Origin of the sequence: Kribbella rubisoli (assembly GCF_004217145.1) — a bacterium.
In the GTDB taxonomy this organism is placed as follows: domain Bacteria; phylum Actinomycetota; class Actinomycetes; order Propionibacteriales; family Kribbellaceae; genus Kribbella; species Kribbella rubisoli.
This window is the reverse complement of the sequence record NZ_SHKR01000001.1, coordinates 1-26,205: the sequence shown is the minus strand read 5'-3', so window position 1 is coordinate 26,205 and position 26,205 is coordinate 1. Positions and strand designations below refer to the sequence as shown.

Below are 26,205 nucleotides of genomic sequence, written 5' to 3'. Positions count from 1 at the left end.
AATCTAGTGGCCACGTCCCAGTTCGACCACCTCGGCACCGCCGCCGGGCAGGCCGATCCGGACCGTCGTACCGTCCACCGTCACGTCGATGCCCTCGGCAAGCGCTTCCGGCCGCAGCGCGTCCCGTGTCAGCAGTACGGCGTTCACCAGCACCAACGGTTCGCCGTGATGCGGGGCGGTGAGGTACGGCGTAGCCGAGTGCGCACCGAACGGATTCACGCCGAGCCCGCGATGCACGCCTGCCACGTCGTACCCGTGCAGGCCGACCACCGCCGACACCAGCCCGTCCGCGTTCCGCGCCGACGCGGCCACCGCGCCAACTGTTGCCTCAGGCAATAGATCGCCGGCGACCGCGAACCCGCCGCTGCGCACGTACGCACCGTCCGGCCCCTCGACCAGTGCGCACCGGATCTCCCACCCGTTGTGCACCACGGACGTGATCTCGATCGCCCACGGTCCCTCGGAACCGAGCCATGCCTTGTGCCACGAGGACGCCCTCTGCTCGTCCACTCCGAGCCGCCGGATCCGGCCGCGGCCGCTGGCGGCTCCGTCGGGCGAGACGAGCGAGATCAGGTTGTCGACGTGCGGCTCGTGGTCGGACAGGTCCGGCCCGGCGTGGTTCGCGTACGCGAGCCGGTTGTAGTGCGGGTCGCCCGCAGGCTCCACGCCCTCCGGCTCGGCGACCGGCGCGTGGTCGGCGCCGTGGTTCACCAACTGCACGACCTGGTCGTGGCGGCTCGCGTGCACGATCCATCCCGGCTTCGGCATCGCCCTTTGCTGATCCGCGTCGTCCAGCGGAATCGAGTCCTCCGGGTCCGCCCACACCGGGTGCTCCGGCGGCAGGATCAGCCCGACGAATCCCTTGGAAGCCCAATACGGCGAGCCAGGTCCGGAGTACTGCTGTGTCGTCGGCAGGAACGTGTCGTACCACCCGAGCGTCAGCACGCCACGCTCATCCGGCACGCCGTGCTGCACGAAATGCCGCGCGATCCCCGAGCACAGCCGGCGCGTCTGACCCGGCGTCAGGGGAGTGGAGTCGAGCAAAGCGCCCATCCAGTACGGCGCTGCCGCGGCCATGCGATAGGTCAGCGACCGGCCCTGGTAGAGCGGTGCGCCGTCGTTGCCGACGAAGTGCACCGCGTCTTCCAGGAAGAGATTGATCCGCTCGCGGTACAGCTTCAGCCGGTCCTCGTACTGCGCACCCGGCGTCGCGGCGGCCATCCGCGCCCACAGGCCGGGGTACAGGTGCATCGCCCAGCCGATGTAGTTGTCGAAGTTCTGCCCGTCGCCGTCGGAGTACCAGCCGTCACCGACGTACCAGTCCTCGATCCGGTCGAGGCCGCCGTCGATGTCGTCCTGCGAGTACGGCGCGCCGACCGAGGCGAGGAACTGCTCGCTCACGACCTGGAACAGCCGCCAGTTGTTGTCGTGCGTCGTGGACCCGTTGAAGCCGCCGAGCCACTCCGCGACATGCTCCTGCGCCCGCGTGTCGAGCCGGTCCCAGATCCACTCACGCGTCTCGTGCAGCGACACTGCGATCGCCGCTGCTTCGACCATCTGCTGCGACCGCGGGGTGAGCCGCAGCCACGCCTCGGGGTGGTCCGGATTCGCTCCATTGGCGACGCCGCGCGCGTACCGCTCGATCAGTTCTTCGCAGCCCTTGCCCTGCACGCCGGCGATCCGGAAGGCGGCGAGCATGAACGATCGGGCGAAGCCTTCGAGCGCGTCGGACGCCGTACCCGATCGGCTCGGCCGGCCGGGCAGCTCGACGAGTGAGGCGCCAGGGGAGAAGTACGGGACCAGCGAATCCAGCAGGTGGTCCGCCAACGCCTCCCAGTGCTTGCGGCTCCAACCGGTCTGCCGCGAGAGGACGCGGTCGGTGTCGGGCAGTACGAGGCGGGTCATGCGAGCCTTCCGAGTTCGGCCTGGGTGATGGAGTGCCGCAGGGGTTCGCCTGCCACTAGGCGTTCGAGTTCGCTGACGGCCATCTCGCCGAGGCGGGCGATCTCGTTGCCGACGGCACCGGCGACGTGCGGGGTGACGAAGACGTTCGGCAGGTCGAGCAGCGGGGAGTCCGGCGGGAGAGGCTCAGGATCGGTGACGTCGAGTACGGCGTCGATCCGGCCGGAAACGCACTCGCTCAGCAGCGCGTCGGCATCGATGATCTTGCCTCGCGCGGTGTTGATCAGCACCGCGCCGTCCTTGAGCAGGCCGAGCAGCCGCCCGTCCACCAGGCCGACCGTCTCGGGGATCAGCGGCGCGTGCACGCTGAGGATGTCGCTCCGCCCGAACAGTGCGTCGTTGTCGACCAGCTCCGCACCGAGCGCAGCAGCCTCGTGCGCGGTCAGGTACGGGTCGCTGATCAGCACCTCGAGGTCGAACTCACGCAGCCGCTCCGCAACCATCTTCCCGATCCGTGACGCTCCGAGCAGGCCGACCGTCGTACCGTAACTGCCCGGCATCCCGTGCGGGTCGGCCTTGCGCCGCTCGGTCCGGTACTGCGCCGCGAGCCGGAACGCCCGCTTCCCGGCGAGCACGATCGCGGCGACCGTGAACTCGGCCACCGGCTGGGCGTTCGCGGTGGCCGCCGACGAGACCTGGATGCCGCGGTCGAACGCAGCCGGGTCGACGATCGCCTTGACCGAGCCGGCCGCGTGCAGGATCGCCTGCAGCTTCGGCGCCGCGTCGAGCACCTCCGGACCGATCCGCGGGCAGCCCCAGCCGGTGAGCAGCACGTCGACGTCCGGCAGTGCCGCCCGTACGGCGGGATCGGCGAGGAAGCTGGACCCCGGGCCGACCGGGAGCACGGTGGCGATCGCCTCGAGCCGCTGCAGGACCCGCGGCACGAGGACGCGGGACCTGGCGTCGTCGTGCATCGCCAGCATGACGGTCAGGGCGGAATCTGGTTCGCTGCTCACGACGGACAACTTAGCAAGCGCTTTCCCACCTGTCTCGCCGACGGCCGAGTCTTGGAACATCCTGAATCTTCGCCGGGACCGGAATTTGTGCCCCGAGTGACAGCGTTGGACTCGGTGAACGGCAGGATAGAGGGGCCCAACCCGCCCTGTTGGCGACTGCGCGAAGGAGAATGACGATGCTGCGACCGGACGACCTCTACGAGATCGTCGACGAGTCGGTGGCTACCGGCCCGGCGGCGACGCCGAAGGTCATGGTGCACTCGCTGGACGGGTTCATGGACGCGGGTCAGGCCGGCCGGGTGACCGCCGACCACCTGCTCGAGGTGCTGGACCACCGCCTGCTCGCGCGGTTCGACGTCGACCTGCTGCACGACTACCGGGCCCGGCGGCCTGAGGTGACGTTCGCCGAGGACCGGTTCACCGATTACACGCCGCCGCATCTTTCGCTGCATCTGGTGACGGACGACGCCGGCGTCGACTTCCTGCTGCTCGAGGGCGCGGAGCCGGACAACCACTGGGACCGGTTCGCCGGGGCAGTGCGTCAGCTGATCGAGCGGTACAACGTGACGCTCACGGTCGGCGTCCACGGCATCCCGATGGGCGTGCCGCACACCCGTCCGCTCGGCCTGACCGCGCACGCGACCCGGCCTGAGCTGGTCACCCGCTCCAACATCTGGGACGGCGAGATGGTGCTGCCCGCGAGCGCCGGCACGATGCTCCAGGTGCGACTGGGTGAGGCCGGCAAGGACGCGATGGGCTTCGCCGTACACGTCCCGCACTACCTGGCCGAGAACCGCTTCCCGGGCGCCGCGCTGGCCCTGGTGCACGCGATCTCTGCCGCGACAGGCCTGCTCCTCCCTAGTAAGGCCCTGCTCGACGAGGCCGCCGTCACCGGTCGGCTGGTCGACGAGCAGGTCGAAGCCTCCGAGGACGCAAGTTCAGTCGTGAAGGCGCTCGAGACGCAGTACGACGCCGCCGAGGGCTCGCTCAGCCGCAAGAGCCTGCTGGCCGACTCCACGCCGTCCGCCGACGAGCTGGGCGCCGAGGTCGAGCAGTTCCTGGCGGAACTGAACCGCGAAGACAACGACTAACCAGGCAGGCACCGCCTGTGGCGACCTGAGCCCTGTTGTGGCGACCTGGGACCTGCTAGTGCAGGTCCCAGGTCGCAATTTCGGGTCTCCGGTTGCTGCTGTCAGGATGAGGCATGCCTGAGTCGCTGGAGGATCTGGTCGAGCTGCTCGACCTGGAGATGATCGACGTCGACCTGTTCCGGGGCCGTCAGCCCGACACCTCGATGCAACGGGTGTTCGGCGGTCAGGTGCTGGGACAGGCACTGGCCGCCGCGAGTCGCACGGTCGACCCGGAGCGAGTCGTGCACTCGCTGCACGGCTACTTCCTGCGGGCCGGCGACACGTCCGTACCGATCGTGTACCGGCCGGAGCCGACCCGCGACGGTGGTTCGTTCAGCAGCCGGCGCGTGGTCGCCTCGCAGAACGGCAAGCCGATCTTCTACATGTCGGCGTCCTTCCAGCGCCCGGAGCCCGGCCTCGATCACCAGGACCCGATGCCGGACGACGTCGTACCGCCCGAGGAGGCGCCGCGGCTGGCGACCGTCCTCGAGGCGCGGTCGGGTCGGCCCGCCGCTGATTGGGATCGCGAGTGGGCGGCGCTCGACGTACGACTTGCAGGGGTGACCGGCCGGCAGTTCTGGATCCGGGCCGCAGGCAAGCTTCCCGACGATCCCGCCCTGCACGCGTGTGTGCTCGCTTATGCGAGTGACCTCACTCTGCTCGGTGCCAGTCTTCTGCCGCACGGCATCGTGATCGGCGACCGTCGCATCCAGCCGGCATCGCTCGACCACGCGCTCTGGTTCCACCGCCCGTTCCGCGCCGACGAGTGGCTCCTCTACGACCAGTCGTCCCCGTCGGCCTCCGGCGCCCGGGGCTTCGCGACTGGTCGGCTCTACGCGCAGACCGGCGCCCTGATCGCGTCGGTTGCGCAAGAAGGTCTCATCAGGCCCGTCGGCTTGGACTCCGATCTGCTAACGTAGAAACGTGATCAAGCGCGCAGTAGTGACGACGACGCCGAGGTTCGTCCCGGCGCGCTGACACCTGACTGTCTACCGAAGCCCCGGGGCGAGTGCCCCGGGGCTTTGTTGTGCTCGGTGGTTGCTCGCTCCAATTCTCTTGGAGGAATCATGTACGACCACCGCAAGATCGGCCGCGAGCTCGGCCTGTTCGACTCCGACCCGCTGATCGGCGCCGGCCTGCCGTACTGGCTGCCCGCCGGTGCCGCTGTCCGCCGCGCCTTGGAGAGCTACATCTCCGAGGTCGAACGAAGAGCCGGCTACCAGCAGGTCTATTCGCCCGTGCTGGCCAAGCGCGAGCTGTACGAGATCTCGGGCCACTGGGCGAAGTACCACGACGACATGTACCCGCCGATGGATATGGGCGCGGAGCAACTGATTCTGCGCCCGAGCATCTGCCCGCACCACGCGCTCATGTACCGCTCCCGCTCGCACAGCTACCGCGAGCTCCCGCTCCGGTACTCCGAACTCGGTGGCCAGTACCGCGCCGAACTCTCCGGCGCGATCGGCGGCCTCAGCCGGGTCCGCGCGATGCAACTCAACGACGCGCACATCTTCTGCCGCCTGGACCAGGTCGCCTCGGAGGCGGAGTCAGCTTTGGCCTTGATCAACCAGGCGTACGCCGACATGGGCATCAGCGCGTCGCGCTACGTCCTGGCTCTTCCCGCGGAGGACGCGCGGTTCGGTGACCCATCCAGCAAGTACGTGGGCGACGCCGACAGTTGGGCCCAAGCCGCTTCGCTGCTCCGGGATGTGTTGAAGGCGGCCGGCATCGACTACGAGGAGGCGCCCGGTGACGCGGCGTTCTACGGGCCGAAGATCGACATCCAGGTGGAGGATTCGGCCGGCCGCGAGTTCAGCCTGTCGACCGTCCAGATCGACTTCCATCAGCCGGCGGCGTTCGGCCTGGAGTACATCGGTGCCGACGGCAACAAGCATCGGCCGGTGATGGTGCACCGGGCGATCGTCGGCAGCATCGAACGGGCGATGGCGCAGCTGATCGAGGTCCACGGCGGGGCGTTCCCGGCGTGGCTCGCGCCGGTGCAGCTCGTCGTACTCCCGATCTCGGACGACGAGGAGCAGCGCGCCGTCGAGGTTGCTCGCCGCGCGGTCGATCGCGGTCTGCGGGTCGAGATCGCGCATGCCGACGAGGGCAGCCTCGGCGCGCGGATCCGCGAGAACCGGTTGGCGCCGTACGCCGCTGTCATCGGTGCACGGGAAGATGCCGACGGCAAGCTCGCGGTCCGCGAACGCGACGGCAGCCGGTGGGATCCCGCGCCGATCGGGGAGGTGCTCGACCGGATCGCGAAGGTCAGTTCTCCTGCAGCTGTCCGATCAGGTGAGTGACGTCATGCGACTCGTCGTACAGCGCGAAGTCGATCGTCTTGCCGGTCTGCTGGTACCCGAACTGCACCCGGGACGGCAGTAGCAATGGCTTGCGGAAATCGACGCGGACCGTGAAGGCGTCGGGCAGGTGCCCGGCGCGCTGGATGGACGCGAGCGCGGCAGCCTTGGCCCACATCCCGTGCGCGATCTGGCGCGGGAACCCGAACGCCTGAGCGGTCAGTTTGAACAGGTGGATCGGGTTCCGGTCGCCGGACGCACCGGCGTACCGACGGCCGAGGTTGCCGCGCAGGTCCCACCACGCGTCCGCCGGGAGCACCGGGTCGGTCAGCAGGTCGGCGTGTGCGTTGGGCGTCCCGGCCGTCCGGCTGAGCAGCGTCGTCAGATCGCTCCACACCAGCTCATGGTCGACGAAAACCTCGCTGACGATGTCGAAGACGGTGCCCTTCGGGTGCGGGCGTTCCGGCGTACTGTGCACGCGGATGGCCGGTTCGGCGTGGATCGGGATCGGCTGCTTCTGCGTGATCGTGTTGGACAGATGCACGATCCCCATCGGCTTGTACGGAAAGGAAGGGTCGGACATCAGGTCCAGATGCAGCGGGAACGCGAGCACATGCGGGTACGTCGGCGGCACCGCCGGGCCGGCCTGGAACCCGGTGACATCGCGGTACGCCGTGAGGTGGTCCTGGTCGATTGCCGACCGGGGCAGCTCGAGCGTCAGCCCGTCCTCGTCCGGCTCGTAGTCCGCCCGTCTGAGCGTCGCGCGGACCGTCCGGGCGTAGAGCGCACCGAACTTGGGGGAGTCGTCGTACCGACGGGTGGGCATGTCACGCGCCCAGCATGCTCTGGCCGCACACCCGGACCACGTTGCCGGTCACGCCGGCCGACGCCGGATCCGCGAACCAGGCGATCGTCTCGGCCACGTCGATCGGCAGCCCGCCCTGTTGCAGCGAGTTGATCCGGCGGCCGACCTCGCGGATCGTGAACGGGATCTTCGCGGTCATCTCGGTCTCGATGAACCCGGGCGCGACCGCGTTGATCCGGATGTTCCGCTCGGCCAGCTTCGGCGCGAGCGCCTGGATTAGACCGATCACGCCGGCCTTCGAGGTCGCGTAGTTCGTCTGGCCGTTGTTGCCCGCGATCCCGGCCATCGACGAGACCCCGATGATCGAGCCGCCGTCCTTCAGCGCTTTCGAGTCGAGCAGGTGGTGGGTGATCCGCTCGGGGGCGCGGAGGTTGACGTCGAGGACGGCGTCCCAGGCGTCGGTCCGCATGTTCGCCAGCCGCTTGTCCCGCGTGATGCCGGCGTTGTGGACGACGATGTCGAGCCCGCCGTGCTGCTCCTGCGCATGGGCCGCGATCCGCTGCGGGGCGTCGACCGCGGTGACGTCGAGCAGGAGCTCGGAGCCTCCGAGCCGGGTCATGACCTTGCGCAGCGGATCCGCGTTCTGCGGTACGTCGACGCCGATGATTGTCGCGCCGTCGCGGGCGAGCGTTTCCGCGATCGATGCACCGATACCGCGGGCCGCGCCGGTCACCAGAGCTGCGCGGCCGGCGAGCGGCTTGGTCGGGTCGTTGCTGACGAGCGGACCGGTCCCGATCCGCGCGACCTGGCCGTCGACGTACGCGGACTTGGGGGAGAGGAAGAAGCGGAGCGTCGAGTCGAGCTGCTCGTGCGCGTCCGGGGCGACGTACACGAGGTTGACCGTGGCGCCGCGCTTCACCTCCTTGCCGAGGGAGCGGGTGAAGCCCTCGAGCGCGCGCTGCGCGACGTGCTGCTCGGTGGAGGTCGCGAGCTCCGGCGTACGGCCGACGACGATCACCCGGCCGGCCGCGGCGAGCTGGCGGATGACGGGGGAGAAGAATCGCTGCAGGCTGGTCAGCTCCGCGGTCGTGGCGGCGCCGGTCGCGTCGAAGACAAGTGCCTTCGGGCGGATGCCGATCGACGCGACGCCTTCGGTCGCAGTACTGAACGAGGCGCCGATGTCGCGCAGCAGGGCCTGGATCGCCTTGCCGGCGTCGGTCTCCCCGATCGCGCCGAAGACGACCGGTCCGTCGATCACCGGAGACCCCTCGACCCAGCGCTGCAAGGGCGTCGGGTCGGGCAGGCCCAGGTTCTTCACCAGGGTCTGACCGAGCGGTGTCCGGGTGAAGGTCTGGTAGCGGTCCGTCATCTCAGCTCCTACTTCTCGAGGATGGCGACGACGCCCTGGCCGCCCGCGGCGCAGATCGAGATCAGGCCCCGGCCGCCGCCGTTCTCGTCCAGTTGCTTGGCCAGCGCGGCGACGATCCGCCCGCCGGTCGCCGCGAACGGGTGGCCCGCGGCCAGCGAGCTGCCGTTCACGTTCAGCTTGTCGCGATCGATCTCGCCGAGCGGCGCGTCCAGGCCGAGCCGCTCCTTGCAGAAGATCGGATCCTCCCACGCCTTCAGCGTGGACAGCACCTGGGAGGCGAACGCTTCGTGGATCTCGTAGTAGTCGAAGTCCTGCAGCGTCAGCCCAGCTCTGGCCAGCATGCGGGGTACGGCGTACGCGGGGGCCATCAGCAGGCCCTCGGCGCCCTTCACGTAGTCGACCGCGGCGGTCTGCGAGTGGGTCAAGTAGGCCAGGGGCCTCAGCCCGCGCTCCCGGGCCCATTCGTCGGTGCTCAGGAGAACGGTCGACGCGCCGTCGGTGAGCGGGGTCGAGTTGCCGGCGGTCATCGTCGCGGTCTCGCCCTTGCCGTACACGGTCCGCAGCTGGGCCAGCTTCTCCAGGCTCGTGTCGGGGCGGAGGTTCTGGTCCTTCTCGAGGCCGAGGTACGGCGTGATCAGGTCGTTCTGGAAGCCGCGGTCGTAGGACTTCGCGAGGTTGATGTGGGAGTTGTAGGCGAGCTCGTCCTGCGCCTCGCGGGTGATGCCCCACTCGAGGGCCGTCAGCGCAGCGTGATCGCCCATCGACTTGCCGGTCCGCGGCTCGGCGTTGCGCGGGATCTCGGGCACGACGTCCTTGGGGCGGACGCGGGCGAGGACCTTCAGGCGGTCCGGGTACGTCTTCGCGCGGTTGAGGTCGAGCAGCACGTTGCGCAGGTGGTCGTTGACCGCCACCGGCGCGTCACTCGCCGTGTCGACGCCGCCCGCGATGCCGGCATCGATCTGACCGAGCGCGATCTTGTTGCCGACCAGGATCGCCGCCTCGAGTCCGGTCCCGCAGGCCTGCTGGATGTCGAACGCCGGGGTGGTGGCGGCGAGCTTGGAACCGAGGACCACCTCGCGGACCATGTTCCAGTCGCGGGCGTGCTTGAGGACCGCGCCGGCGACCACCTCGCCCACCTCCTGACCGCCGAGGCCGGCCCGGTCGACCAGACCGTTCAGCGCGGCGGTGAGCATGTCGGAGTTGGAGGAGTGCCGGTACGTCTTGTCCTGCCGGGCGAACGGAATCCGGTTTCCGGCGACGACGGCCACCTTGCGGGTCTCGGTCACGATGTGTCTCCTTTGGACTTTCGTGCGGTGGCGGAAGTGCGCTGGATCTTGAGTGCTTTGCGTCCGACAGCTGTTGCGAGGGTTGCCGTGATGGCAGTCTCTCGCACGGTACCGACATCCGCGTGATGCACCACCGGGTGTCCGGGCTGTCCGCTCGATACGATCAGCCCGACCCTTGCCATATGCAACGATCCGAGTGTCTGTGTGTACAGGTGATTGGCCAGGTAGTCGGTGTCGACCTCGTCGAACACACCGGTCCGCTGGCCGGCCTTGAGGATCGCCGCGATCCGCTCGAGCGGCGCGGCCATCGCCGTACCGAGCTTCATCATCACGGGCTCGGTGATCTCGCCGAACAGCTCTTCACCGGTGCGTCGGAGCAGGCTCATCGCGCAGTCGGTGAACGCGGGGTAGCCGAGGCAGAAGTCGACGAACGTCTCGCTGAGCGCCTTGAGCCGGTTGAGCGGTGCTCGTCTCAGGTTGTCCACGCTGGTGAGCTGGTCGTTGAGCTCGCCGAGGTAGTCGACCAATGTGAGCGCGAACAACTCTTCCTTGCCGGCGAAGTGGCGGTAGATCAGCGCCTTGTTGATCCCGACCCGCTTGGCGATATCGTCGATCTGGGCGTCGATCGTGCCGCGCTCGTCGAACAGTTCGCGGGTGGCCCGGATGATATCCCGCTCCCGGTCGCGACGACGCTCCGCCGTGGTCCGGCGGCGTCCGATCGCGAGCAGCGCGGAGCTCATGGATCGATCTTAGCCACAGCGGTACCCCTTGGTGCAAACGACGGTTACACTCGTCGGTAACATCGTACTGCCGCCTGTTGGAGGATGTTGATGACCATGACCGATCCGAAGCCCGCGGTCTCCGCCGACGTGATGGCGTTGGCCGGTGAACTCGGCGCCGAGCGGTCCCGACCGGGCTGGAGCTCGTTCTCGCTCGGGCTGAACGACGAGCAGCTCGAGATCCGCGACTGGGCCCACACGTTCGCCGCGGACGTGATCCGCCCGGCCGCCGCCGAGTGGGACGAGCGCGAGGAAACCCCGTGGCCGGTCATTCAGGAGGCCGCCAAGATCGGGCTGTACGGCCTCGACGCCAACATCAACCTCTTCATCGACCCGTCCGGTCTGCTGATGCCGCTCGTGCACGAGGAACTCTTCTGGGGCGACGCCGGTATCGGCATGTCCCTGAAGGGCACCGGCCTCGCGTCGTCCGCCATCTTCTCCAACGGCACCCCGGAGCAGTGGAGCCAGTGGATGCCCCGCTGCTACGGCACTCCTGACGACGTACGCGTGGCCGCCTTTTGTTCTTCCGAGCCTGGCGCGGGTTCGGACGTGTCGGCGATCCGGACGCGGGCTGTGTACGACGCCGTTAGCAACGAGTGGGTCATCAACGGGCAGAAGGCCTGGGCCACCAACGGCGGCATCGCCGACATCCACGTCGTTGTCGCGACCGTCGACCCTTCCCTCGGCACCAAGGGCCAGGCGGCCTTCGTCGTACCCAAGTCTGAGGTTCGCGGCCTGGAGCAGGGGACCAAGCTCCGCAAGCACGGCCTCCGCGCCTCCCACACCGCCGACGTCTTCTTCGACAACGTCCGCATCCCCGCCGCGAACGTCCTCGGCGGCAAGGAAAAACTCGACGAGCGGTTGGCGCGGGCGCACGAGGCCCTTGAAGCCACCGCCCGGGGTGAGGCCCCTACCTCCACCGGCCGCAACGCCTCGATGGCAACCTTCGAAATGACCCGCCACATCGTCGGCGCCCAAGCCATCGGCATCGCCCGAGCGGCTTATGAGGTCGCGTTGGACTACGCCAAAACCCGCGAACAATTCGGCCGCCCCATCATCGACAACCAAGGCATCGCCTTCAAACTCGCCGACATGGCCCTGGAGATCGACGCCGCAAGGTTGCTGGTCTGGCGAGCCGCCAACATGTCCGCCGCCCTCATGCGAGGCGAAACCCCCGACTACCGCCACGGCGAAGGCTCCATGGCCAAACTCAAAGCCGGCGAAGTAGCCGTAAAAGTCACCGAAGAAGCCATCCAAATCTTAGGAGGCAACGGCTACACCCGCGAATACCCGGTCGAACGCATGCACCGAGACGCCAAGATCTACACCATCTTCGAAGGCACCTCCGAAATCCAGCGCCTCGTCATCGCCCGCGCGATCTCAGGCATGCGCATCAGGTAGACGTTTCCGCAGGTCAGAGCCCGATTCCAGGGCCGTCGAGAGACTGGCCGCCGTCGGGTTCCCAGTGGGTCGTGGGGGACCGGCTGGCGGCCAGCTCCGTCACAGCTCCGTGAGCCTCCATCGCGAACAGCCGGGACAGTCGCGAGTCGACAGCCTTCCGCGCCCGCTCATGGGATGACGGCAGCATGTGGGTGTACAGCCGGAGTGTGAACCCTGGGTCGCCGTGCCCCAGGTACTGCGCCAGCTCCTTGATGTTCACGCCGTCCGCCAGGGTGATGCTCGCGTAGTAGTGCCGAAGTGCGTGCATGCCGTTCTCGCGACTGGAGTGGTACTGCCGCCTGCCCCGTGCGTCCTTCGTTGGCTGAGGTATGACGCCAGCGTGGAAGAGCGCCGGCTTCCATACGAGCTCGTCGTACGTCCGCGCCCGGATGTGCTTGTCGTCAGTCCACCGGAACAAGAGGTTGACCGTGTGCGGCTTCCCGTCAACCTTCTCCCACGGCAACGTGTAGGCCCGCGGCTTCGCGGTCTGGATGTACTCCGTGAGCATCACCGCGACACCTTCTGACATCGGCACCGTCCGCTCGGTGTCGTTCTTGGGCAGCGCGAACACGAACTCCCTGCCGAGCTTCTTCACCTGTCTCCGGACTCGGATCACCATCTCGTCGAAATCGACGTCCCCCTCGGCGAGCCCGAACAACTCACCTTGCCGCAGCCCGCACGCAGCACCGATCGAGGCGATCGGCCTGTACTGCGGCGGATGCCCCTCCACGATCCGCAGCACAACCTCGTCGCTCCAGGCGGTGGTCTTCCCGCCCTTCTCCGCCGGCACCTTGACCACTCGCGCCTTCGCGGGATTCCTCTTGATCGCCTCATCATCAACGGCGACCTCTAACGTCCCGTGCAACACGAGGTACGCCGTACGCGCCGTAGACGCCCCGAACCGCGCATCGAGTCCAGCCACCCACGCCGCGATCTCGGAAGGCTTGATCGTCCGCAACTGCCGCCGCCCAAACACAGGTACGACGTGGAGCCGCAGAGCCGACTCGTACTTCATAGCTGTAGCCGGATCCACCACCCGCGAAGCAAGCCACCTCGCGGCAACCTCCTCAAACCGAACCTTCCCAGCATCCGGATCGATGTACTCCCCACGCTCCCGATCCGTCTCCATCGCAGCCCCATGCCGCTCCGCAGCCGTCTTCGTCCCGAACGCCTTAGACCGCTCCCGCCCTTCCGGATCCACCCACCCCGCCAACCACCGCTTTCCCCGCCCCCACTTAGCGGTCCGAACCCGCCCCGACGTCCCATCCGCCTGCTTCACCGCCCGAGTCCACTGATCCTTCACATACGCCATCCCGCCGCACCTCCATCGTGTCCATGTGCGGCAGCTCAACGTTTGGAGCGTGGAGAGAATCGACCGTCGTTCGTACGGCGGCAAGCTCGCAGCGGCTACGTGACACGCCAGTGGCTCTTCGCATCTGACGTCGCTCCATCTATCCTGCAAGTCCATGCAAGCTCGCGGACGGAGTAGAGACATGGCACTGCGCTACATCGGCACCGACAACCCGTGCCCGAACACGAACTGCCCGACAGTCTGGGTCGACGAGGCCGACGGCAGCATCGTGATCCAGGGGTTCAAGCTCGACTCCGAAACGATGGCCGAGGTCAACGCGACCGCGGCCGTGCAAGAGAATGAGACTGTCGTGCGAATCCCAGCTCGAATGGCGTCTGTCCTGAGGGGAGCAATGGGTGACAGCTGAACCTCTCGCGTTCCAACTCTTCCGCTCGGCGAGGCACAGCGCGATGCACCTTGAGACCCGGGATCTGTATGAACCGGAGGACCTCGACTGGAACGAGTGGAAAGCGGGCAACCACTTCGATCCTGCTGTGCGCTGGAAGACGTTTCACGACCTGGTTCGTGAGACGACCACCAGAGGTGTCGAGGTTCGGCGTACGCGCATCGTGTCTGAACCGGTCAGTGAATACATACGATTCGAGTACGACGTCACCGAGCCGCACAACCTCGCGGCCGGCGAGCAGGTGCGATGGCTGCCACGTCGACAGACGGCCGGGCTGTTGGTTCCGCCGAACGATTTCTGGGTGTTCGACGAGCAGACAGTCCTGTGGAATTTCTGCGACGGCAATGGGACCTGGATGGGTGAAGAGCGCTCCGACGATCCCGATCTGGCTAAGTTGTGCGTAGCAGCATTCGACGCTGCGTGGGATCGAGCGATCCCGCACAAGGAGTATCAACCGAGCTGACACGAGGCCTGTAACCGTTGCCGACACCCCCCGCCTTCTCGAACGCCCAGAAGGCCAAACGCGACTTCGGCGCCCGTCTCGGTGAGATCCGAAAGACTGCCGGTCTCACCGCACGGGCGCTCGCGTCATCATGCGGCTGGCACGAATCGAAGGTCTCACGCATCGAGAATGGCAAGACCTCACCTTCGGCCGATGACATTCGCCTATGGGCCGCTCAATGCGACGCCTCAGACCAGATTGGCGATCTCGTCGCTTCGCTTGAGGCGATCGAGGGCATGTTCGTCCAATGGAGGCGGATGGAGCGTGGGGGACTGCGGCGTGCCCACGAGTCCGTCATGCCGCTGTGGCAACGCACCAGACGCTTCCGGACGTACTCGCCGTGGCTGATTCCCGGTGCAGTACAGACCGAGTCCTACACCCGCGCCCTACTCCGCGGCACTGCGGCTCGCCGCGGTCTCCCAGACGACGTCGAGGATGCCGTGAGGGTGCGGAATGAGCGCCTGAAGTTGCTCCATCAGAAGGACCGGACGTTCGCCGTTCTCGTGGAGGAAGCTGTCCTCCGAAACGTCATGGGCGACACCGACATCATGGCCGGCCAACTCGGCTACCTCCTCACCGTCAGCGAGCTGCCATCGGTCTCCCTCGGCGTCCTGCCCCTCGGCGCCGACCGCACAGCGATGCCCCCAGTCGAGGACTTCTGGATCTTCGACGACGCCCAGGTCAACGTCGAGCTGATCTCCGGCTACCTCACCATCACGCAGCCTGGCGAGGTCGCAATGTACGCCGACGCCTTCGCCCGACTATTCAAAATCGCGGTCGTCGGAGCGCCCGCGCGACGCTTGATCGCATCTGCCATCGAGGCCCTGCAATAGCCGTGCAAGTCGGTGCAAGTCCGTAGTCTGAGCACCTGCCGAACTCCTACCGTCTAACCACGGTCAGGGTGGCGGGAGAGCCCCGAGCGCGCACCGGGCGGTGCATGATTCCCCTGCCCTGTCGCCCTGGCCCTTCCAGGCGATGGCTGTGATGGGAGTACGGAATGAACCTGACTGGGAACCGGTCGCGCGAGTGGCCGGCACTAACCTCAGCGCAAGAACTGGACTGCGACGGCCGCAACCCACGCACTGATGACCCCTGCCTCCTCGGCTACCACCAGGGCCCACATCGGGACGAGGCAGGAGTCGAATGGCTCGACGACGGAGACATCGCCCGCCCCGACTGGCTGAATCGCTAAGCGCCGAAACATCCGCGACCGCCAACTACGCCGCGCGTCCTGCGGACAGCCCCAGTGGAACGCCGCAACGGAGCAGGTCCGGATGGGCCTGACCCGCGCCGCGCCGGTCTCTGACGCGGGGACTGTTACGCCTCGCCGAGGTCTGCCGGGTCTGTTCAAGTTGCTCGTTGAGCCGGTTTCGACCTTGAGATCGGCGATTCGGTGCTGGCGCGCGTCGAGCGATTGCTCAGCCTGGTTGCGTGAGCGGCCGATCAACCTCGGCCGCAGGCGTCTAGGCGAGCGAGAGGTCGAGGAGGCGGACGTGAACGGTGATCCCCCGGTCAGCGATGTCCGCAGCTTTTGCCTGTAGTACCCGCTCCAGGCCCGTGCGTGTCTCCTTGCGCGCCTTGGCGCGACGTCGGGGGTCATGATCGGACCATCGGTCGGAAGCGAAAAAGCCGACAAGGTAGATGCCCTCAGCGCCGCTCGGGCCCTGGAGATAGCGATCGGCCAGTTGCGTCTCGATGGCGGTCCGAACTTCGTCGTGCCAATTGCCCTTGACCTCGATCGGCAGCTTGAGCGTGGCGTGCGGTGTCGTTGCGACCGCGAGCAGGTCGGGTCGGTCGGCCTTTGCGTTGCCGAGGTGTGGCTGGACCTCCACCTCACGCGACAGCACGACGCGTCCTTTGAGCCTGGTCTCGAGTTCGCGGGCCAGGCGGGTAGACATCGCGTTCTCGTCGACGGGCCAGAAGTGGCCGGTCAGCTTCCCGCGTTGGCGCTCCTCGTTCCAGAACGTGGTCAGCAGCCCTCGGTCCTTGCACAGGTCGTCATTGAGCTCATCCAGCGCATCCAGGACCAACTCGGTGAGCTGTGCCGTGGTGGTGATGACGCGTTTGCGTGGGTCGGCGATCAGTTCAAGCACTTCCTCGGGCCTTGGTGGCGACCACCCGGATGCCCGGACGGTTTCGCGAAGCTCCTTTGCCGCCGCCTGGAGCCAGATGTTTCCCGTCTGTTGAGCCAGGTCGTCGAGAAGGATTGCCGCTTCTTCGGTACCGGCGGCAACCACGCAGCGGAGCATGACCTGCCGGAAGTCGCCGACCGGGTCATGGGCGTTGACAACAACCCCAGGCGGAATCGGCTGCGGCTTGGGCAGGGCTGTGTTGGCCCACTGGTACAGCCCAGCTGCTTGTTCAACCGTCAGCGCACTCCAGGCCTGCCACTCGGCGTTGCGGTCGGCCTCATGAATCACTTCGGTAGCGAATGAGCCGTCCTGTTGGAACGCCTCCAGCAGGTCGTCAAAGCCGTAGGCGGACAGCTCGGGAGTCGTTAGTGCGGCCGCCGCCGCGACAGCGCGCGGGCCTCCGTCGCGAATGGCGCGGGCCGCGAGGTCAGCGGCCGCTGACGGTGCGGTCCGGCCAGCGAGCACGAGCAGGCTCGTAAGGGCACGGTCCATCGAGAGGTTGGCAGCCAAGGTGAGCGCCTCTGCACCCAGACCCCGGAGGGCAAGTTGTCGCTGGGCTCCCAGAAGGGTGATGAAGCCGGCCTCGGCATCTTCTCGGAGTTTGGCGATCAGCACGCACGTCGTGGCATCGGCATCATGGGGCAGTGCGCGCAACGCGGCTGCCATCGCCGCGGTGTCGCCCGCCGGCGTACGCAGCAGCTTCGGGAGGAGTGTCAGCCAGGTCTCCGCCGGTACCTCGTCGAGCATGTCAGGAGCCGCGGCGTCAAGGATCGCGTGGGCGGTCACCGCGAGATCGCCGATGCGTGCGCTATCCGCCGGATTTCCCAACAGATACCTCTTGGCCACCCTCGCTACGAGCAGGCGTTGATCGTGGTCGAGCGCATCCCAGGCCCGCACCGGCCAATTGCTCCCGCTCCGATCGAGGTCGAGATCGAGCTCCTCCCTGAGGGGTTCGAACTTGCCAGCGGCGAGGAGATGTGAGAACCGCTCCGCGGAGAACCGATTGGCCTCGTCGGAGCGCTGGGCGAGAGGCTCAGGCTGTGTGTTCACGCGTCTTGTTTCTTCTCTGCGTGCCTGCACGGCTTCCCCGAAGATCTCCTTCAGGATCGTTGCGGCCGCATCTGGGAGGTCATTCCTGGGCAGGTCAAGTTCAGTCGTCCAGGCCAGACGCCATAGCGCCGCGGTCGCCGGGTGGTTGTCGAGCGGCTCCTCGGGGGCTTCGCTCAACTTTTCTATCCACCACTCCAGATCGGCAGCCTGGAAGAACCCTGACTGGTCCAGTCGTGCTGCGAGTTCATGGACCCGCTGCTCTGGGTTCACTGCCCGGAGCGCCTCGTGCGCGAACAGTTGGCGCCGATCGTCGGGCAAGGCTCCGACGTCGGCTGTCTCGAGTGTGCGAAGCACCTCCATACGCGTGGTAACTGCCGAGATCGCGGACTTCCAGCCCTCCCCGGAGGGTTCGCCCGATCGGACCGCCTCGACGAGAATCGCGGTCGCGAGTCGACCGGCAGTTCTGTCGTAGTAGTCCATGTAGGGAAGGTGCGCCAACCACGGGGCCAAGTCGTGAGCCTTGACGTCGCCCTCGCGAAACCCTCGGGAAAACATTCCAGCCAACCGTCCGCGGACCGTGCTGCTGGTGAGGTCTCGCAGTGCGTGCAGCAACTCTGCGGTCGTCAGATGGCCGGGCCACAATGTGGGAGCAAGGGCCAGTCGGAGAGGCCACGGGCAACTGGTATCGGCGAGAACTATCCTGAGTTGACCGATGATGCTCCTGTCCGTGACCCCCTCCAGCGCCCAAGCAGCAGTGCCCGCTAGCTCGACATCGGCGTCGTACCCCTGCCTTGTGGCGGCCTCCGCGACGGCGGAGATCAGTTGATCGTCCAGGTCGCGGACCCCCGTCATGGCGATGATGTACATCGCCTCTTGACGGCGCCATAGCGGCTCGGCTGGGTCCAGCAGCGGTTCCAGATCGGATGCGAGCCCTGGATACTTCAGCGCCTTGTATGCCGATCGCCTGGTGTTCGGCTCTCCGTCCTTGAGCCGGGCGATGAGCGCCTTGAGGACGCACTTCTTCTCCGGGGCGGGGCGCCCGTGGAGATCCGGGGTCAACAGCGCGGAGGGACAATGCTCGGTAAGCCAGTCGAACACGTCGGAGTTCAGTGCGGCGAGCCAGGTCGCTGTATCTGCCACCTGCGGCAGCAACTCGCCGGGATAGGCCGGGTCGGTCAGCAGTCGGAGCGCCGCATTCGTCGGGATGTCGCTCAACGCGCGGGCGCAAAGGTACTCTTCGATGCTGCGGTGGATCCATCGGCGGGAGTTGCCTTCCCCAACGAACAACGCGCTGTCGAAGGCAGCGTCGAGCTCTTCCTGGCTAACGCCAACGGCGTCCAAGCGGTCCAGCTCGACCATGTTGTTCGACGTACCTGGCTCCGCGCGCCGAACGACAACACTGCGCCCACTAAGCAGGGTGACCGCGGCGATAGTCGTGGCTGCGGCGATCCGCCGGGCCAGCGTCGGGCCATCCTGGCGGCGTTCCTTCCGCCGACCGCGCTCGGCCGCGAGGACTTCGACACCAGCGTTGTAGACATCGCGCTGCCGCTCAGGAAGGCTCCCCCGGCGAGCGGCGGCCAGTAGGAGTTTGAGGGTGATCGGCCACGCGGCGAGCACTCGTCCACCCGCGGTTTCGGTCGCCTGGACGAACTCGTCGACGTCGTGAAGTTCGGTTGATGCCGCGGCGCGGATGTCCGTCGCAGTCAGCGGCGCCAGCGTCAGGATCTCGACATCGTCAGCAGACCAACTCTGGAGTGCGGCGGTCAGACGTTGCTGCCACAACGCGCCGCGACTGGCGACCAGGACCTTCGTCGTCGCCCGATCAAGGCGCCCGATCTCTCGTCCGAGTACGTCGGCCAGGTTCGCGATGTCTACCAGCGGTTCGTCGAAGGCGTCGAAGGCCAAGGTCAACTCGGCAGAGTTCTCCAGGCTCCAGCTGGCGACCGCTTCACGGATGGCTTCCTTGACCTCGGCAGCTGAGCTGAAGCCGCCCAGGTCGATGAGCTCCGCGTGCTCACCGGCAACTCTACGGCGGTCCACCTCGCCAGCCACTTCGGCCGACTTACCGGCGCCAGGCTCGCCCAGCAGGATCAGAGCGCGCCTGCCCGCGAAGCCGGCCAATGTGCTGACCTCAGGGTTCAAGAAGGGGCCGATGTGGCCCTGCGGCTCCGGAAGCACACCGTCGAAGGTCTGGACCTCCACGTGCGACGGCACCCACCAGCGTGTCCAGGCGATCATGTCGCCGTCTACGAACCCCACAGCGGTCTCACCTTCGGATTCACCGTTCTAGCAGTGGCGGGAGTCGCCAAGTCCACCCGGACCCAACCGTATCCGGGTGGGCGAGCCGCTATCGCGCGAGTGTGGGCCGACCAACCGTTGATAGTCTTCGAACCCGCATGGTTCGATGGTGAATTCTAGCGCCGAGGCCAGGCTGCCCCGACATGGGATCGTCGACCGGATCATCATGCCGGCGGCTACAGCCTGACCAGCACGATCCCGGTCGGCGGGCTGAGGCGGAGGCCTTGGAGGAAGCGCCGGTAGTACGGGCCGGAGCAGTGCCCACGATCTTCGGGACCCCAGGGGTACAAGGGGGTCCGGGGATGGTGATCGGTTCCGCGCTCGGACAAAGCCGGGGCGGGCAGTGCGGACGGTGTCGAAGATGAGCTCGGCCACCTCGCGGACCGTCCTGGTCGAGGAGGCATGCGTGGACGAGTTCCTACGGAAGGAGTGGGCGCTGTCGATCATTCCGTCCGACTCGTCGTCGCACAGGGTCTCTGACACACCCGAAGACCTCGAAGGCCTGGGAATCGGAAGTCGCGCAGTTCGCCCGCGGGGATTTCCGGCAGGTTGAGATCTCGCATGTGGCTGGCGGGTTGCGTGGGTCAACGAGGTCCTCCAGCGGGATCGACTCGTTGAACACAGTCGTGGCGGTGTCGGTGGGCGCCAGCATCGCGGTGAGCTGGTGGGCGCTGATCATTGAGATGGCCGTCCGGCGGCATCCGGGGCAGTCGGGCTGCCCTTCGTGGAAGCAGGGCAGGTCGGCTCGGAACGTGCGACCGCCGGTGTAGATGCCGTACCTCGCCGGCACCTCGAGATGAATGCGACGTGGCCTGAATTGCTTGCCGTGGTTGTGGCGGACGTCGATCTGCCACCCGACATCGGCGCTTGTCACGCCCACACGGTGGAGCACAGAGAAGGAGGCGCAGATGACTGGGCGCCAGTCGCATCCTCGTGCGTAGGTGGCCGGCAACATCGGTCGGCCTAGGTCCATCGGGGCTCCGGGGCTCGCTGCTTGGACGTGTCGGCCGGCTCAATCTGACTTCCGTGGTATGTGTCGACGGTGAGCCAGAATTCGTCTTTCATTGAGCAGCAAGTGCACGCGTTGGTCAGCGCAGTGCGCGCCTATGACGCCGTGATCGTTCTAGGCGCCGGAGCGTCTGCATTCGGCTACCCGATGACGGCACAGCTTCCCGCGCTGCTTTGGCATGCGATCAGCCAAGTCGAGGGCGCTGCGGACGAGTTGGCGAAGCGGGCTGGCAGGACCGGGACGCCGAAGGAGATTCTCGGATCGGACTCGGATGCCCTCGTCCTCGGCTGGCAGTTGGTGCGAGACCTACCCGACGTACGCACCCAATTCCAGCAGGGCTTCACCAGCCTCGACGCCGACCGCGACCCTTCTCCGGCGCATTTCAACCTGGCCCGCCTCATTCAAGCTGGCAAGGTCCAGTATGTCGTGTCATACAACTGGGATTCGTGCCTAGAGCGGGGCTACGAACAGCAGTTCGGCGCGTCATTGCCTGCGGGAGTGCTGGCAAAGCCACATGGGGACGTCGCCCGCCCCGACGATCCCTGGGTTCTCCCCGACGAGGATGGCCTGGTGCCAGAAACCATCCTCAGCCGGCTCGCCCAGCTCGATGACCGACCACGAACGCTCCTCGTGCTTGGATACAGCGGCTCGGATCCGTATGTTGTCGACAATCTACTTGCTCCGCTACAAAACAAGTGGCCTGTTTTTCAGGTCAGCCCGTCGGCCACTGGCGAGGCAGCGGTACCGGCGACCGCGGACGAAGTGACGACACGTCTCGCCGCTCAACTTCTCCCTTCGATAGGGACCGGGCTCTGGCGGTACGTGAGGTTCGATCGCAGCAGGGACTTTTCTGCCGCACTGCGCGGCGAACGACTACGTCCGGTCGACGTCGCGGCATGTCCCGAATTGCCCTATGCCCCTCGACTGGCCGACCGACTTCGGTCCGCGAAGCTAGCAAGTGTGTCTGGGGAGCCCGGCTCGGGGAAGTCGATTACCGCGTTCCATGCCGCTCATCGGTTACACAAAGAGGGTTGGACAATCCTTGAACTGGTTCGAGCTGGAGTCGCTGGTATGGAGGAGGTGGCCGAGTTCAGGCGAATGCCGGGCCGAGTCCTTGCAGTCGTCGATGACGTCCAGGCAATCGCGTCGGCGGTCGTGGCCGAGTTAGAGTCCAGCGTCGACGACGATCATGCCGTGCTGCTGGTCTCAACGCAGAGGCTTGAGAGCCACAACGACGAGACAGTGACGGCGACACGCGCGCAGCAAGTGATCTATGAGCACTGCCTAAGGCATCTCGAGACTGTTGGTCCTCTTCTGTCGTTGCTCGATCACCGGGTCGGCAAGTCGATGACGAAGGAGAAGCCCGAGCTCCGCCTCGAAGCAGCCAACGCGAGCTCCAAGGAACCATGGACCTTTATGTTCGTGGCGTCCGGGGGTGATCGGCGCATGAGCGGGATCATGGACCGGTTCGTCGAGCAGGAGCGGCCTGCGCTCATGCTCGGCGCCATCAGCATCGGCCAGATGACGTCTCAAGACGCGGGGGTGGGTCACGACGATGTGGGCCATTGGCTCGCCCAAGTCGCACCTGAGCAGTTCATCACCGAAGGCGAGACGACCGACCCCGATCGCTTCGCTGAAGCGATCGACGTATTGCTCGCCGAACGTCTCGTGCGCCGAAGTGGCGGCCGCCTGCGCGCAGCCCACATCCGCATCGCTGACCGCGCCCTCAAGAACCTGGCACAGCGGAACGAAGCGGGCATCGGGGCTGCGCTCCTGGCCATAGTCCGTTCTCGTCTGTTGACAGGCGAGGTCCCGATTCTTGGCAAGCTCTGGCTGGTTCGAACCTTCGAAAGCTCGGACATCTACCGCTACCAGTTGCTAGACGCATGGCTTGACGCAGAGGTTCTAGAAGCCGTGGTCGGCCAATGCCTTGGAGCGACACCTGGCCGCGAGCGCTCAGCCGCGCTGCACCTCCTTTGGACCCTCAATCGAATCGCCCACCTCGACCGGTCACTTCTCGAGGACATCTCCGCACAAGTGATCGCCTGGCTGCCTGATGTGCTGGCCATCGAGGCATCCGGGTTCCAGTGGATGCTCACGGGGCTGCGGCCTGAGAACAGGGACCTGCATGACCAGATCCGAGAGTCCGTGCCGGCCGGCGAACTATCGCGGCTGCTGTGCATCCGTGGGACCCGCCACTCCGCGCCCCAATGGGCACGTCTTGTTGCCGAACTTGCCGGGCCGTACGACCGCGCGGATCGCGAGGCATGGAGTACGAACTTCACGGACGGTCTCGATACTGACGCTCTACACGCATGGATCGCTGACATTGGGCCGGACAGTCACGCGGATGATGTCTATGAGCTCATCGACACTCTTGCGCAGATCTCGCCGCAGGCGGCGAAGGTTGCCATCGAGGCCGCGTCTGCAAGCCTGCGGCACGACCTAGAGCGGGACCTTGCCGATGCCACCCATGGCATCTCCGCGTGGGCCTTCCGCACTATGTTCATGGTTGCCGTTCTTGCTGAGTCACCGGGCACAGTCTCCCGCCACGATATGGATCTGGACAGCGACAGCGTCCAAGGCGAGGAAGGCGTCGAGGCCAGTGCGATCGGCCAGGGCGACTTCGGCGCTTTGGAGGATTCGGATGATGCCCAGTGGGTTCCTGATCCTGCGCTGCTCGATCTTGCCGCAGCGACACAGGGCGTATTCGAGTCTGTGAACTGGGAAAGCGCCGGAGCATCACTGCAGGGAAGAGAGTTGCACGAGCTTGACTCCCTCGACCTCTTCCTGCATTGGCTGGGTGCGCTCTCGACTGACCTCCTCGATCGGCTCGCCGATGCCGTGCCCGTCGATTGGCTCGATCAACTCCTCAGCTCTCCCGACCAACCTGGGAGCCAGGAAGCGTCCGACGACGTTGACCTTGAGCGCATCGCACGTGTTCTAGCGCCGATGGCGGCGAGCACCCGTGGCTCGTCTCTTGTCCGGACCTTCATCGAACGCCACAGCGAATCTGTGCGCACATTCCCGTTCCACCTCATCGAGATTCTCCCCGACGTCGCCGTAGGTATGGCAAACGCTGGGCGCACCGTGCGCCTAGAGAATCCGCGTGGAGGAGGGTGGGAGTCCAACACAGCCGCCTTGCAGGCTCTGGTCGATGTCGACCGCGAAGCCGCAACCGCGGTCTTGCAAGCATCGGCTGACAATCTTCGGCAAGCGATCGCCGAGCCCCAACGCCACGACATGAATGGTTTGGCGACCTTTGTAGCCATCGCTGATGAACTTGACCAATCAGTCCTGGACTCGGTGTATCAATCCCTTGCCGTAGCCGAAGTCGAGTCAATCTGGCGGACCCGGCTCTCCGACGCACAAGGGGATGCCACCGTTCTGGTGAAGAGAGCCGCCGGCATCGACGGCAGCGTGGGCGACTTGGGCAGGTCTTTGCTGAACCTCTGACCGCTCGGATGAACTCGCCTCGGCGGGACGGCTGCAGTAGAAGCGGCCGTCCCGACGATTCGCGTCTCGACCACGTCGACCGGTCGCGCCCCTGCTGACAGGATGGCAAGCACAGGTTTGCATTTGCTCCGTCGCGACTGTTGGGCATCAGGGACTCACAGGTTCAGTTGTGCCCCCGCGGGCCCTTCCTGATCAGGAGGGGCCCGACAGGGGAGAGCAGGCTGAAGAAGCCCGCTCAGCTTGATGATGGTGTCGTCGGGGCTGTGGACCGGCTTGTCGAGTTGCGTCAGCAGGGTGGCGACTCGGCTGCCGTCCAGACCTCGTCATACGCGCCAGATGCAGTTGGGACGACGCCCGCCGGAGGTTGCGCGGTGGAAGTTTTGAGGCGTTTGGAGGCGCTTCAGCTGCTGTCGAAGGACTGCATTGGCCTGGCGTAGTCCTGCTGTTTGGGCTTCGAGGCGAGCGATCTCCGCTCGTAGCAGCTCGACCAGTGTGGGGGCGGTCTCCGCAGACGTAGTTCGGGTCTTTTGGAGGGTTCGCCAGCGGCGGAGGCGGCAGAGATCCGAGCAGAAGCGTTGGTCGGATCTGGTCATTTCGAAGTGTGACGAACACTGTTCGCAGACGGTGGTGCGGTGGCTGGACTTGGCGATTTCGGGGTGTTGTGTGGCGTCCATAGTCCTTTCAACGGCTGGGCTGCCTGGGCCGAATAGCCGTTTCAGGGGGGCTGAAACGCCTCACGTGCCAGATGTGTGACGGCGGGGTCGAGCTCGATTCAACGAACTTGGACCGGCTCGCAGTCGGGACCGCGATGCAATCGTTGAGCTCTCAACCGTGAGTCGGGCAGGGCTGAGCGGGAGGCACCGGCGTCGGGCGGCTGTCGAAGGCTCTCGATGCGACTGAGGGCATCCGAGGCCAGCGCACGCGTGTCGGCCAGATCGTCGAGTTGAGGCTCTCCGACGACCACAAACCTGGGTCCCGCCTGGCACGTGAGACTCCCTGCTTGCTATTGCTCTCAGGGGCTAGCGACCGTCACCAGGTGGGTTGGTGGGTGTGCCGGCTGACGTGCGATGGACTCGGCGTGCCTCTGGACCGCTGTTGGCTCAGATAGCCTCCTCGTAGCTGTCCAGGTGCAGAGCCCTGTCGCATAGTCGGGTGAGCCAATCGGTAGCAGTTTCGTTCGGAGTTTCACCGGCAGCATCGGCTACGGCATAGGCGTCGTACCACTGCGAGGGCGGAGAGCCCTCGACCTGCTTCAGACCATCGAGATCAATCAGCTGCGTCAGTTTCGATGACGTCGCCAACCAGAAGCCGATCATCGGCTGTGGCGCATCGTCGAGTTCAACACCGACATGGTCGACGAGATACCTGGCGACCGCCGCAGGGGTCGCGAGCGCATGCATCATCATCGCGCGCCATTTGCGAAGCTCAATCGGTGGCAAAGCTGTCTTCGCCCCGGGGCTGGTCCAGTCGATATGCAGCAGGAGATACGTGCACCGAGGATCCAGCCCAGACGAGCGCCGATCCGGCTCGGCCAGAAGCATCCTCGCCCAAGCCGAAGGGATGCCTAGATCCGCTTCCGCAGAACGCACAGCTGCGTAGTGCGCACGACCAACTTCGTTGTGACTCCGCCACTGCTCGGTCGCCCTCTCAGGAGTGAGCGCCCTGAGGAGTTCTGATACCGGCGAATCGTTGAGTAGGTGAAGAAATCCTTGCCTAATCCTTGAGGTCGAAGTGCCACGCGCCAGCAAGGGCTCTGTGGCGATCGCAATGCCGATGGCAACCGATGGAGGCGTATCGGAGTGCCACGGTGGAGGCGAGTTCAGGTGCGGACTGCTGAAGTCCTTCAGGCTGCCGAGGCCGACCGTCGTCAGATCTCCCGTGTCGACGGCGGGTGAAGACTGACCCTCTAGCGACGGCTGGAAGTGGACCCCTGCGTGACCCTGTGAAGGGTGATGACAGTGGAGGACTGGGCTG

At 66.3% G+C, this 26,205-nt stretch carries 17 protein-coding genes and 1 pseudogene; 9 read left to right on the top strand and 9 right to left on the bottom strand.

What is annotated here, in order from left to right:
- Window positions 1-3: 3 nt before the first annotated feature.
- Together EV645_RS00085 and EV645_RS00080 are read right to left on the bottom strand one after the other, a co-directional pair.
- Window positions 4-1,905 (bottom strand): DUF2264 domain-containing protein, encoded by a 1,902-nt coding sequence (locus EV645_RS00085; RefSeq protein ID WP_130438407.1) that lies wholly within the window; start codon window positions 1,903-1,905, stop codon window positions 4-6.
- Complete coding sequence (locus EV645_RS00080) at window positions 1,902-2,918, bottom strand: hydroxyacid dehydrogenase (RefSeq protein WP_242000108.1); 1,017 nt, start codon at window positions 2,916-2,918, stop codon at window positions 1,902-1,904. The genes EV645_RS00085 and EV645_RS00080 overlap by 4 nt, the downstream gene beginning before the upstream one ends.
- A gap of 176 nt (window positions 2,919-3,094) precedes the next feature.
- Here EV645_RS00080 and EV645_RS00075 point away from each other — a divergent pair, with 176 nt between their 5' ends.
- From EV645_RS00075 to thrS, 3 genes are all read left to right on the top strand, one after another.
- On the top strand, window positions 3,095-4,009 hold the full coding sequence (locus tag EV645_RS00075) for a proteasome assembly chaperone family protein (RefSeq protein WP_130438403.1): 915 nt from the start codon (window positions 3,095-3,097) through the stop codon (window positions 4,007-4,009).
- 113 nt (window positions 4,010-4,122) lie between these two features.
- Entirely contained in the window at window positions 4,123-4,968 is an 846-nt protein-coding gene (locus EV645_RS00070; protein ID WP_130438401.1) for an acyl-CoA thioesterase, read from the top strand.
- Between the two features lie 147 nt (window positions 4,969-5,115).
- A complete protein-coding gene (gene thrS / locus EV645_RS00065) occupies window positions 5,116-6,351 on the top strand; it encodes a threonine--tRNA ligase (RefSeq protein ID WP_130438399.1) in 1,236 nt (411 codons plus the stop codon).
- On the opposite strand, the gene EV645_RS00060 is transcribed toward thrS, so the two are convergent.
- The 4 genes from EV645_RS00060 to EV645_RS00045 are packed head-to-tail and all read right to left on the bottom strand — an operon-like array spanning window position 6,317 to window position 10,548.
- On the bottom strand, window positions 6,317-7,174 hold the full coding sequence (locus EV645_RS00060; RefSeq protein ID WP_130438397.1) for a MaoC/PaaZ C-terminal domain-containing protein: 858 nt from the start codon (window positions 7,172-7,174) through the stop codon (window positions 6,317-6,319). The two genes, thrS and EV645_RS00060, sit on opposite strands and share 35 nt — an antisense overlap.
- Window position 7,175: 1 nt before the next feature.
- Window positions 7,176-8,522: a 3-oxoacyl-ACP reductase gene (locus EV645_RS00055; protein WP_130438395.1), complete on the bottom strand. Its 1,347-nt coding sequence runs from the start codon at window positions 8,520-8,522 to the stop codon at window positions 7,176-7,178.
- Between the two features lie 8 nt (window positions 8,523-8,530).
- Window positions 8,531-9,808 (bottom strand): acetyl-CoA C-acetyltransferase, encoded by a 1,278-nt coding sequence (locus tag EV645_RS00050; RefSeq protein WP_130438393.1) that lies wholly within the window; start codon window positions 9,806-9,808, stop codon window positions 8,531-8,533.
- Window positions 9,805-10,548 (bottom strand): TetR/AcrR family transcriptional regulator, encoded by a 744-nt coding sequence (locus tag EV645_RS00045; RefSeq protein ID WP_130438391.1) that lies wholly within the window; start codon window positions 10,546-10,548, stop codon window positions 9,805-9,807. The genes EV645_RS00050 and EV645_RS00045 overlap by 4 nt, the downstream gene beginning before the upstream one ends.
- 90 nt (window positions 10,549-10,638) lie before the next feature.
- Here EV645_RS00045 and EV645_RS00040 point away from each other — a divergent pair, with 90 nt between their 5' ends.
- Window positions 10,639-11,988 carry an acyl-CoA dehydrogenase family protein gene (locus EV645_RS00040; protein WP_242000107.1) on the top strand — a complete coding sequence of 450 codons (1,350 nt, stop codon included), beginning with the start codon at window positions 10,639-10,641 and terminating at the stop codon, window positions 11,986-11,988.
- Between the two features lie 13 nt (window positions 11,989-12,001).
- On the opposite strand, the gene EV645_RS00035 is transcribed toward EV645_RS00040, so the two are convergent.
- On the bottom strand, window positions 12,002-13,495 hold the full coding sequence (locus EV645_RS00035; RefSeq protein ID WP_198681384.1) for a tyrosine-type recombinase/integrase: 1,494 nt from the start codon (window positions 13,493-13,495) through the stop codon (window positions 12,002-12,004).
- A 25-nt stretch (window positions 13,496-13,520) separates the two neighbouring features.
- Here EV645_RS00035 and EV645_RS00030 point away from each other — a divergent pair, with 25 nt between their 5' ends.
- The 4 genes and pseudogenes from EV645_RS00030 (at window position 13,521) to EV645_RS00020 (ending at window position 15,119) form a co-directional block, all read left to right on the top strand.
- Window positions 13,521-13,745, top strand: a complete 225-nt coding sequence (locus EV645_RS00030) for a hypothetical protein (RefSeq protein ID WP_130438387.1) — start codon at window positions 13,521-13,523, stop codon at window positions 13,743-13,745.
- Window positions 13,735-14,247, top strand: a complete 513-nt coding sequence (locus EV645_RS00025; protein ID WP_130438385.1) for a DUF6879 family protein — start codon at window positions 13,735-13,737, stop codon at window positions 14,245-14,247. Before EV645_RS00030 ends, EV645_RS00025 begins: the two co-directional genes overlap by 11 nt.
- A 17-nt stretch (window positions 14,248-14,264) precedes the next feature.
- Window positions 14,265-14,468, top strand: a pseudogene (locus tag EV645_RS42525) (helix-turn-helix domain-containing protein); the annotation flags it as partial.
- 75 nt (window positions 14,469-14,543) lie between these two features.
- Complete coding sequence (locus EV645_RS00020) at window positions 14,544-15,119, top strand: DUF5753 domain-containing protein (RefSeq protein ID WP_242000126.1); 576 nt, start codon at window positions 14,544-14,546, stop codon at window positions 15,117-15,119.
- Window positions 15,120-15,749: 630 nt separating this feature from the next.
- Here EV645_RS00020 and EV645_RS00015 read toward each other — a convergent pair.
- Window positions 15,750-19,250: an NACHT domain-containing protein gene (locus tag EV645_RS00015; RefSeq protein ID WP_130438381.1), complete on the bottom strand. Its 3,501-nt coding sequence runs from the start codon at window positions 19,248-19,250 to the stop codon at window positions 15,750-15,752.
- Window positions 19,251-20,808: 1,558 nt separating this feature from the next.
- Between EV645_RS00015 and EV645_RS00010 the strand changes: the two genes are divergently transcribed.
- On the top strand, window positions 20,809-24,231 hold the full coding sequence (locus tag EV645_RS00010) for an SIR2 family protein (protein ID WP_130438379.1): 3,423 nt from the start codon (window positions 20,809-20,811) through the stop codon (window positions 24,229-24,231).
- A 1,100-nt stretch (window positions 24,232-25,331) separates the two neighbouring features.
- Here the strand turns inward: EV645_RS00010 and EV645_RS00005 are convergent.
- A complete protein-coding gene (locus EV645_RS00005) occupies window positions 25,332-25,772 on the bottom strand; it encodes a hypothetical protein (protein ID WP_130438377.1) in 441 nt (146 codons plus the stop codon).
- Window positions 25,773-26,205 lie beyond the last annotated feature (433 nt).